The sequence below is a fragment of the Embleya scabrispora DSM 41855 genome, assembly GCF_000372745.1.
GTDB classification, from domain to species: Bacteria; Actinomycetota; Actinomycetes; order Streptomycetales; family Streptomycetaceae; genus Embleya; species Embleya scabrispora.
In genome coordinates this window covers 1-7,235 of the sequence record NZ_KB889606.1, presented here as the reverse complement: position 1 = coordinate 7,235, position 7,235 = coordinate 1, and the positions used below count along the sequence as shown (strand labels likewise).

At 69.0% G+C, this 7,235-nt stretch carries 7 protein-coding genes and 1 pseudogene; 3 read left to right on the top strand and 5 right to left on the bottom strand.

From position 1 onward, the window contains the following. Both A3IC_RS53695 and A3IC_RS0111030 read right to left on the bottom strand, forming a co-directional pair. Positions 1 to 313 (bottom strand): annotated as a pseudogene (locus A3IC_RS53695) (amino acid permease); the annotation flags it as partial. Positions 314 to 899: 586 nt separating this feature from the next. Next, positions 900 to 1,358, bottom strand: a complete 459-nt coding sequence (locus A3IC_RS0111030; protein WP_079026375.1) for an ATP-binding protein — start codon at positions 1,356 to 1,358, stop codon at positions 900 to 902. A 131-nt stretch (positions 1,359 to 1,489) separates the two neighbouring features. Between A3IC_RS0111030 and A3IC_RS0111025 the strand changes: the two genes are divergently transcribed. Next, entirely contained in the window at positions 1,490 to 2,068 is a 579-nt protein-coding gene (locus tag A3IC_RS0111025) for a TetR/AcrR family transcriptional regulator (protein WP_020550108.1), read from the top strand. A 990-nt stretch (positions 2,069 to 3,058) separates the two neighbouring features. On the opposite strand, the gene A3IC_RS0111020 is transcribed toward A3IC_RS0111025, so the two are convergent. Then, a complete protein-coding gene (locus A3IC_RS0111020) occupies positions 3,059 to 3,532 on the bottom strand; it encodes a nuclear transport factor 2 family protein (protein ID WP_020550107.1) in 474 nt (157 codons plus the stop codon). 893 nt (positions 3,533 to 4,425) lie between these two features. On the opposite strand from A3IC_RS0111020, the gene A3IC_RS72465 reads away from it, so the two are divergent. Next, positions 4,426 to 4,557: a hypothetical protein gene (locus tag A3IC_RS72465; RefSeq protein WP_281174475.1), complete on the top strand. Its 132-nt coding sequence runs from the start codon at positions 4,426 to 4,428 to the stop codon at positions 4,555 to 4,557. A 78-nt stretch (positions 4,558 to 4,635) separates the two neighbouring features. On the opposite strand, the gene A3IC_RS72460 is transcribed toward A3IC_RS72465, so the two are convergent. Together A3IC_RS72460 and A3IC_RS0111005 are read right to left on the bottom strand one after the other, a co-directional pair. After that, positions 4,636 to 5,052, bottom strand: coding sequence for a hypothetical protein (locus A3IC_RS72460; protein ID WP_281174476.1), 417 nt, complete (start codon positions 5,050 to 5,052; stop codon positions 4,636 to 4,638). 75 nt (positions 5,053 to 5,127) lie between these two features. After that, positions 5,128 to 5,961: a sulfurtransferase gene (locus tag A3IC_RS0111005; protein ID WP_020550104.1), complete on the bottom strand. Its 834-nt coding sequence runs from the start codon at positions 5,959 to 5,961 to the stop codon at positions 5,128 to 5,130. Positions 5,962 to 6,188: 227 nt separating this feature from the next. Between A3IC_RS0111005 and A3IC_RS64600 the strand changes: the two genes are divergently transcribed. Next, on the top strand, positions 6,189 to 7,235 hold a 1,047-nt coding region (locus A3IC_RS64600), incomplete at its 3' end, for a reverse transcriptase domain-containing protein (RefSeq protein WP_245599214.1).

Genomic DNA, 7,235 nt, shown 5'->3' with positions numbered 1-7,235 from the left:
GGTCGCTCGCGAGCTGCTTGAACGAGGCGGCGAAGAAGCCGATGATCGATGCTTCGAAGACGATGTACGCCAGGACCGCCAGCAGGCCCGAGGCCATGCCCGCGACGCGGCCGAGGCCGTGGGAGATGAAGCCGTAGAACGCGCCGGCGGCGGTGATGTGCTTGGCCATCGCGACGTACCCGACCGAGAAGATGGTCAGGACCAGGGTCGCGAAGATGTAGGCGGCGGGGGCACCGACGCCGTTGCCCGACCCGGCGATGATCGGCAGGTTGCCGGTCATCGCGGTGATCGGCGCGGCGGTGGCGACCGCCATGAACACGACGCCGACCAACCCGACGGAGTTCGCCTTGAGTCGGTGGACCTGTTCGCCGGGGATCGGCAGGGCCACGTCGCCCTCGACACGATCGAGGGGCTGCTGCTGGGTGGACATCCCACCTCCAGGAGAGGTACGGCCGAAATGGGTACGGCGTGTGTGACGGACGCCTGATCCACGGCTGATCGTCGAACGGTGCGTGATCCGACAGGCCGCAAGCGTCCCTCCGGACCCGAAAGCCTCGCAACGGGCAATGCGTCAGGAGAAGCCCCGAGACATCGACACGTGATCGTTGCCACAGACCACCGCCGGCCCCGGGGGCGAGTATCCCGGCTTGTTTACAAGCCTCGGGTTTCCACGGTTTCGCATCACGGGCAGGACGCTGTCGGCCGAGGCGACGGCGTCATCGACATCGAAAGGGCGCCGGACGATCCGTTGCTTCGGCGAGTGCGGCTCGCCGACCCGGGCCGGTGTCGTCGGCGATGGATGCCTGGTTCGAGGAAGACGACGAGGCCGACACCCTGGTGGACACCGCGCGGCGCCCGCTCCCTCGCGTCGGGCGGGGTCGGCTCGACGCGTGTCCGAATCACACGAGGCGCAGGGTGGCGTGTGTGGTGTGGCGGCGCGGTTCCTCTCGGATGTCGATGCTTTCGGCGAGGTGTTCCACGATGGCCAGGCCTCGGCCGTGTTCGTCGTCGGCGCATGGGGGGTGGGGGTGCCCGTTCGGCTCGCCGGAGTCGACGATCTCGACGCTCAGGACGCGGTCGGTCAGGACCAGGGCGAGGGCCATGTCGGCGTGGCCGTGCCGGGCGGCGTTGGCGGCCAGTTCGCCGACGATCAGGACGGCGGAGTCCAGGTCGTCTCCGGTCACACCCCAGGAGGCCAGGAGGGCGCGGGTGAAACGACGGACGCCGGGGACTCGGCACTCCTGGGCCGGCAGGGCGGTGGTGGCGCATCGGGGAGTGTCGGGTGGCGACGTTGCCCGTGTCCGGCGGCGAAGCCCTCCGGTCTGGGCCGGCGGTGTTGCGTTCGGTGAGATGAACATGGCGAGGCTCGTGATCCTATCGGTCCCGACCCCCGAGGAGAACGATCGTTCTCAAATCTTGCTGCTAGTGTAGGAGAACGATGGTTCTCTGTGCAAGAGGGCAAGAGGGCAAGAGGGAGAAGGTGGGAGAAATGATCGACTCCGAGACCGCCGAGCTGCGGGTCCTGGACGCTGCCGAGTCCCTGTTCTACGCCCGGGGCATCCAGGCCGTTGGCATGGACGAGATCCGTACCGCGTCCGGCGTCTCCCTCAAGCGGCTCTACCGGCTCCACCCGTCCAAGGCGGACCTGGTGGAGGCGTACCTGCGGCGACGCGACGTGCGGTGGCGCCGAAGCCTGGCCGCGTACGTCGACGCCCGGACCGACCCGCAAGAACGGATCCTGGCGGTCTTCGACTGGCTCCACGACTGGTTCGCCGAGCCCGATTTCCGCGGCTGCGCCTTCGTCAACTCCTTTGGGGAACTCGGCGCTACCGAATCCGCCGTCGCCGAGGCCGCCCGGGCACACAAGGAGGAATTCTTCCGGTACCTCGCCGACCTGGCGACGGCCGCCGACGCGCCGACCCCGCTGGCCGACCACCTGGCCCTGCTGGCCGAAGGCGCCATGACCACGGCCGCGATCATCGGCAGCCCCGAACCCGCACACCAGGCCCGCGACGCCGCCCGCCTCCTCCTCGACGCCACCGCGAACGGCGACGCCCGCTCCGCCTGAGCAGCGCGCGGCCCGGAGGCTGCCCGGCAACGGCGACGGGTGGTCTGTCGCGACCGCCTCGTCCTTCATGAAGTCCACATCGGCCCGCCCCCGCGGAAGAGCCACCACGCTCGGCTCCGCGAGTTCCCCCGACGCATCGACGACGCGAGCACCGACCGCATCGGCTTCGCGATCCCGGTGCGCCCGGTCGGCGAGGAGCGTGACCCCGACACGGCGACGTCGGGGTCGGGGGGATCGGACCGACGCCGAGACCCGCGACCCGCCACACCGGAACCCGCGACCCGCCACACCGGAACCCGCCTCAAGACCTTCGCCGCCACCGAATCCACGTCGATCGGAGACGCTTTCCTCCAGTCGAGCCTGCCGGCCGCGAACCGCCGCACCCCCCACCGTGCGGGTCGGCACCGGGGCCACGGCGGCCCCACGGATGCCTCGATGTGCGACGGGCGAGCGGCGGCTCGGACCACCCACGGTCTCGTAGAGCAGCCGGTACGGCGTCGGGCCAGTCGGGGCGCCGATGGACACATCAGCGCTCATGTACCCGGCGGTATCTCCGCTGGTGTGGCTGGGAACCTGTCCAGGAGCCTGATCAGTTGGCGCTCGGGCCCTGCCCTGTGCGGGATGCGGGGTATCGGCCGGGCCGCGGTGAAACGCAGCGGGTTGTCGGGGCTCGGCTACGCGCGAAGGCCCCGACAAAAGGTGCCCGGCTCCGCGGAGAGTTCGCGATGCTGCATGCAGGATCGGGCCACCACGGCAACCGTCGAGGGAGGAGGTCGGAGCAGGCGCTCGTGCACTGTGCAGGGTCGGTGGAAGCTGACGTTCGCCCGTACGGCTCTGTCGAGGGAGGCACCACGGCCGCCGCCCGGGCGGCGGCCATGGCGTCGTCGGCGGCACGAATCCTTGGGGCGGTCGGCGGGCGCTCGCGCGCCCGGTGGACGGACGGGCGACCGCCGACGGTCGGGGGAGGCCTCGGGCCGCGGCGGCGAGCCGTCACAGACCGAGGTCGCTCAGGCCGGGATGGTCGTCGGGGCGGCGTCCGAGCGGCCAGTGGTACTTGCGTTCCGATTCCTGGATGGGAAGGTCGTTGATGCACGCGTATCGGTGGTGCATCAGTCCGTTGTCGTCGAATTCCCAGTTCTCGTTGCCGTAGGAGCGGAACCAGTTGCCCGAGTCGTCGTGCCATTCGTAGGCGAAGCGCACGGCGATGCGGTTGCCGTCGAAGGCCCACAGTTCCTTGATGAGCCGGTACTCCAGTTCCCGCTTCCACTTGCGGGTGAGGAGGGCGACGATCTCGTCGCGGCCTTCGGAGAACTCGGCGCGGTTCCGCCAATGCGAGTCCGGGGTGTAGGCCAGTGAGACCTTCTCCGGGTCGCGGGAGTTCCAACCGTCTTCCGCCAGGCGGACCTTCTCGACGGCGGTCTCCCGAGTGAACGGCGGGAATGGGGGGCGCAATTCGTCCGTCATGTCGTCTCCTTTCGGGTGTGCCGTGTCCCCACGGCACGGTGTTCGTGCGTGCGATTACGCAGTGACACCGGGGTCGGCCGGGCAGCCGCCCCACGGGCAGAGAACGATCGTTCTCTGAGTGCCACTATAGGAGAACGATCGTTCCCTTGCAATGTGGGGCGAGTTGGTAGATCGTGCGAGTCGCGTTGACCTGCGGTGCGGCCATCTTCTGAGACAGTGCTGCGTTCTCGTTGAGGCGACGACACTTTGTCGAACCTCGCACCCGCCCCACGCGTTGCCCGCGCCCAGCGAACGGCCCGTCGCGTCGGGTGTCGCCTGGGCAGCGCCGGCGCGCGGCGGGTGTGGGCGAGGTGGCAGGCGCGTCCGACGTGGAGCAGGGCCGTGGTCTTCCCGGCCGCGGCGGGGCCGGTGACGATCAAAGCCGGGCGGGTGGTGGTCTGTTGCCGGCGGTCCCGGGATCATCAGTGTGCGCACGCTGGTGGCTACGATGTCTTGGCCGGGGTGCGGACGCCCGCGAACGCGCAGTGGTGGGCCGGACGTTCTTCCCGGCTGCGTGGCGGGGCGCCGGGCTCGGGTGGTGCCGGGGCGGTGTGGTCGTGAAGTGCTGCCGGCCCTGCCGGGTGGTCACCGGCCGGGGCTGTTCCGTCGTGTCCGCATGGGGGTGCCGGTCGAGGGTGGAGCGGGATTCACCGTTTTCGGGGCCTCCGCCTGTGCGTCGGAGAACCCGAACCCTTCGTTCGAGGTGGCCGTGCCGGGGTCGTCACCCTCGCCGGTGTCCTGGTTGTCGGGACTGTCGCCGTCCTCCCCATCGGGCGGGCCGCCGATTCGTTGCCCGGGTTGCCGAGCCGGGGGCGGTGATGTCTGCGCCAGGCCTGGGCCTCCAGCATGCGGGAGTGGTAGGCGATCATGGTGTCGAGGTCGTCGTCGGCGGCGGCGCGCAGGACGGCGGTCTGCAGCGCGACCAGGCGCGCGGCCCGGTACTGCTCGACCTCGTCGATGCTGCGCCGGTCGAGGGCCTCGGTTGAGTTCGCTGCCGGTGGCCGCCGCCGGCTCCTGGGCCTCCGGATCGGTGATCTCGACGACCACCACCCTCGGCCGGGCGATCAGGCCCATACGGGCGCAGCGGCGAGTTCCAGGCGGTGGACGACGGGGCCGTAGATCGCCTCGTCGTCCATCGATGCGACCGCACGCGCCGACAGTGCCGAGTGCACGGGCCGCCCGCTCCGAACGCGAACAGGCCGATCGTTGTCCCTGCCTTCGTTGTCCCACTCCTCGGTCTCACCCCCGCCGGCCCAGTCGGTGGTGGGGTCCTCCCACGCGTGGTGGGGTGTGGTGCGTACGCGCCGTGCCCCGTGTGCCTCGGCGATGTCGGCCAGGGCGATCAGGATGGTTCCCGGGGTCCGGCCGACCACAGGTGAGGCGCCGACGATGAACGCGCCGTCCCGGGCGAGCGGACGGACACCAGGCCAAGGTCGCCTGAAACGCCCGTGATGAGGGCCCGCGGCCCGGGCGGCTGGGATATCGGCAGGTCGACCATGTGTGTCACTCCTTCGGCATCGGATGCGGCGACTCGGGCAGGGGCCGCCTGATCGGCGCTATTCGGCGGTGGGCAGGGTGATCGGAACACCGACCAGGGAGCCGTACTCGGCCCACGATCCGTCGTAGTTCCTGACGCCTGGCAGACCGAGGATCTCGCTCAGGACGAACCAGGTGTGCGCGCTGCGCTCGCCGATGCGGCAGTACACGATGGTGTCGCGCTCGGTGTCCACCGCTGCGTACAGGGCGGCAAGTTCCTCGTCGGACTTGAACGTGCCGTCGTCGTTGGCCGCCTTGGACCACGGAAGGTTGACCGCCGTGGGGATGTGACCGCGCTGGAGGGCCGCCTCCTGGATCAGGTGGGCCGGGGCGCTGAGCGCACCGGAGAACTCCTCGGGGGAGCGGACATCGACCAGGTTCTGCGAACCGATCGACTTGAGCACCTCGTCGCGCAGGGCGCGCAACGAATGGTCCGGGGCCGAGGCGGTGTAGACGGTGGCTGGGCGGGAGACGGCCTCGGAGACGAGCTCACGGCCGTCGAGCTCCCACTTCTTGCGTCCGCCGTCGAGAAGCCGCACGTCCTGGTGGCCGTAGACCTTGAAGTACCAGTACGCGAAGGCGGCGAACCAGTTGTTGTTGCCGCCGTACAGCACAACGGTGTCCTCGCGTGCGATGCCGTTGGCCGAGAGCAGCGCCTCGAAGCCGGCCTGGTCCACGAAGTCGCGGCGGACCGGGTCCTGGAGGTCCTGGCGCCAGTCGATGCGCAAGGCGCCGCGGATGTGGTTCTTGTCGTAGGCGGCGGTGTCCTCGTCGACCTCGACGAGAACGACGCCGGGCTCGTCGAGGCTGGCTTCGACCCAGTCGGCGTCGACGAGTATGCGGGTTCGGCTCACGGCAGGTTCTCCTAAGCGGTAGGCGTCGGGCAGGCGAAGGGAGCCATCGAGACGGAGCACACCACTGGAGCCCGACGGTGAGGGGCGACGCCCCGGCCGTACCCGGAGGGCGGCGTGTCCTGACCAGATATAGGCGGGCGCCTGCCTCATGGTCAAATGATTTGCCTATCAGGCAATATCGGGCGACAGCGTGATGGCAGCGGAACTGCCGTCGGGGAGGAACGTTGTTGAACAACGACGCGCCGTCGATATCTTGGCCCAGCGGTATTTCGGCCGAGCGGCGGGTACTCGACCACCAGCTCAAGCTGCACCGATGGGCAAGGAGCGAACGGGATTGCCGGTTCGATGATGTATTCAACTTGATCTGTGATCAGGCCACGTTGTCGGTGGCCTGGGAGCGGGTGTCCGGCAACCGGGGTGCCAGGACGGCGGGCGTGGATGGGGTGACCCGTTTTCACGTCGAGGAACGCCATGGGGTGTTTCCGTTCCTGGAGGAGCTTCGCTCTTCGCTCAAGGACGGGTCCTTCAGGGCGCTTCCGGTCAAGCGGGCGGTGATTCCCAAGAAGAACGGCAAGGTTCGTTACCTGGGTATCCCGGCTCTGCGCGACCGGGTTGCGCAGATGGCCCTCAAGCTGGTCCCGGAGCCGATTTTCGAGGTCGATTTCCACCCGTCCAGTTACGGGTATCGGCCTGGTCGTCGGGCTCAGGATGCCATTGCCGAAATCCACCACCTCACCAGCAGGCCGTCGAACTACGAGTGGGTCGTCGAGGGCGACATCAAGGCTTGCTTCGACAACGTCGATCACCACGTCCTGATGGATCTGGTGGCCGAGCGCGTCAAGGATCGCAAGGTTCTGCGGCTGGTCAGCGCGTTTCTGCGGGCCGGAGTTGTCGAATTGCAGGGGTGGATTCGCGGAGTCCCTCACCGGAACTCCGCAAGGGGGAGTCGTATCACCACTGTTGGCCAACGTCCATCTCTCCGTCCTGGACCGGCATTTCTCGCGGATCTGGGACACCGGGATGACCCCGGCCTGGCGTCGACGGCATCGGCGTCGCAAGGGGCTGCCGAACTTCCGAAGACACCTCGAACTGATTCGGCCTTCGGAACAGCCCGAGCATGCCCGATGATCAGGTGGCACGCACGGCCGGGCATCTGCTTGTCGGCCTGGTCGACGAGGACTGGGGGCGCCGCTACGGCCGTCCGGTCCGTCTGGGCAAGAACCCACCCGGCCCAAGACCAGGATCCTCGCCACCGGCGACGACGCCCACCGGCT